The following is a 2,308-nucleotide window of genomic DNA, read 5'->3' as shown; positions in this document are numbered from 1 at the left end:
CCCCTGGCCGACTCCGGGGCCGGAGTCCGCCTGTTCTTCCAGAACGCTTCCGACCGTGAAGCGGCTCGCCGTCAGCATCGCCATCTGCGCGTCGCGCTCGGGTACGCCGGAGGCGACGAGGAACGACATCTTGTGGCGGATCCGGTCGAGGTCAGCGGTGGGCGTGGAGCCGGCGTGCAGGCGGGCGCCGTCGCGGCGCAGCAGCAGGGTGCGCCGGAAGCTGCGGGTGTTCTCCAGGAACCATGCGCGCCAGTCGTCCCCGGGTGTCGGAAGCGGTGCGTTCGCGTGGGGCGCCATCGCGGCCTGGGCCATGGCGGCCAGGAGGTCCTTCTTGGTGCGGAAGTGCCAGTACAGCGACGGCTGCTCGACGCCCAGCCGCTTCGCCAGTTGCCGGGTGCTGACGCCGTCCAGGCCGACCTCGTCGAGCAGGTCGAGCGCCTCGGCGACCACGGTCTCACGGTTCATCTTCGTCACGTTGACAATCTATCGCCGATAGACAACTCTGGAGAAGAATCATTCACCGATAGATTTTGAGGTGATGGACATGACACGAGCTTCCGGGGCGCGCTCCCTGCGCGTCCTCGTCGCCGGCAGCGGAGTCGCCGGGCAGGCCCTGGCCTTCTGGCTGACGCGGGGCGGACACCGGGTGACCGTCGTCGAACGGTTCCCCGCCCTGCGGGCCACCGGCGCCCAGGTCGACCTCCGCGGTCAGGGCATCGAGGCCGTCCGCCGCATGGGCCTCCTCGACGAGGTCCGGCGCAAGCTCGTCGACGAGAAGGGCGTCGCCTTCGTCGACGCCCGCGGCAGGGCCAGAGCCACGATCATGGCCAACACCTCCGGACAGGGCCGCCAGACCCTGACGTCCGAGTACGAGATCATGCGCGGCGACCTCGTCCGCATTCTCAACGACGCGACCGAGCACGGCGCCGAGTACGTCTTCGGCACGAGCGTGGACGGCTTCGACCAGAACGAGCACCGGGTCGTCGCCCACTTCTCCGACGGGTCGTCCGGCGAGTTCGACCTCCTCGTCGGCGCGGACGGCCAGGGATCACGCATCCGCCGGGCGATCCTTCCGGAGGGCTTCGACCCGTACTGGCGCCTCGGCATCCACACCGCTTACTGGTTCGCCCCCCGCGTCGCCTCCGACACCGACATCCGCGACACCTACATGGCCCCGGGCGGCCGACAGATCATGCGCCGCAGCCACAACCCGACCGAGACCCAGGTCTACTTCGTGCTCCGGGAGGAATCCGCCGAGGCCTCCGCGATCCACCGGGCGTCCGTCGACCGTCAACAGGCATTCTGGGCAAGCAGGTTCCGCGACGCCGGCTGGCAGACCGAACGCTTCGTCGACGCCATGGCCACCAGCCCCTTCTTCCACTCCCAGGAGACCCTCCAGGTGCGCACCGCCACCTGGTCCGAGGGCCGCGTGGTCCTGGCCGGGGACGCCGCGCACTGCGCCTCCCCCTACAGCGGCATGGGAACCTCTGCCGCCCTGGTCGGCGCCCTCGTCCTGGCCGACCAGATCGATCGCCACCCGGACGACCTGCCGACCGCCCTGGCGAACTACGACACCGTCCTGCGCCCCTTCGTCGACCGGATCCAGGCCGAGGTCGATCCACGCCTCCTGCGCCTGGGCCTGCCGATGACCCGCCGTGCCGTCAACGCCTTCCAGGCGGCCACCGCACTGGCCTGCTTCCTGCACATCCCCGACCTCCTCGCGCGCCGGTCGAAGACGGAGCGGGGCGGCACCTGGCAGCTCCCCCCAGCACGACACAACACCCAGTAGTGCCTTGCCAGGTGGCGGCGTAGGGCCGCCATGGGGCGGGTGTGGGCAGGTGGGGCAGGTGCTGGTCCAGGTGGCGGTGAGGTGCTGGAGGGAGGTCCAGGGCCTGGTGGAAGGTCAGGCCCCGGACAGGGATTTCGGGGCGGCGCACTGTTCGGTGAGGAACAGGCGGACGGCGCTGACGAGGGCGACGTGGCGGTGCCGGCCGGCTTCGTGCCGGCGCGGGCCGTCGGACCCGAGAAGCGGTCGGCCCTGGACCCGGACAGTCTTCTCTGTCGTCGAACGATCTGGGCCGGAAACGATCCGGGCTCGACGGATGCGGGTCGCGGCCGGGCCGGAGCCTCCCCGGCGGGCCGCAGCCAGGGGGAACACCGGCACCGTTCGGACCCCGTCCGAGGGCCGGGCCACCCGGAGGGTGCCGCGGTGCACGGTTCCGCACCGTCCGGCCGTGGCCGGGTGGGCCGCCAGTGTCAGAGCCAGCCGTGCTGGGCGGCTCCAGTGGACGTCAAGTCCCTTTTCTCG

2 protein-coding genes are annotated in these 2,308 nt (G+C 71.1%); one reads left to right on the top strand and one right to left on the bottom strand.

Translation table 11 applies throughout. From position 1 onward, the window contains the following. On the bottom strand, window positions 1-465 hold a 465-nt coding region (locus tag VR45_RS40705), incomplete at its 3' end, for a TetR/AcrR family transcriptional regulator C-terminal domain-containing protein (protein ID WP_045945021.1). A gap of 79 nt (window positions 466-544) precedes the next feature. On the opposite strand from VR45_RS40705, the gene VR45_RS40700 reads away from it, so the two are divergent. Next, entirely contained in the window at window positions 545-1,789 is a 1,245-nt protein-coding gene (locus VR45_RS40700; protein ID WP_045945022.1) for an FAD-dependent monooxygenase, read from the top strand. The last annotated feature ends 519 nt before the right edge of the window (window positions 1,790-2,308 follow it).

The sequence above is a fragment of the Streptomyces sp. NRRL S-495 genome, from assembly GCF_000966955.1.
Classification (GTDB): domain Bacteria; phylum Actinomycetota; class Actinomycetes; order Streptomycetales; family Streptomycetaceae; genus Kitasatospora; species Kitasatospora purpeofusca.
Note: the sequence above shows the minus strand (reverse complement) of the source record. Positions and strands in the feature narration are given on the sequence as shown.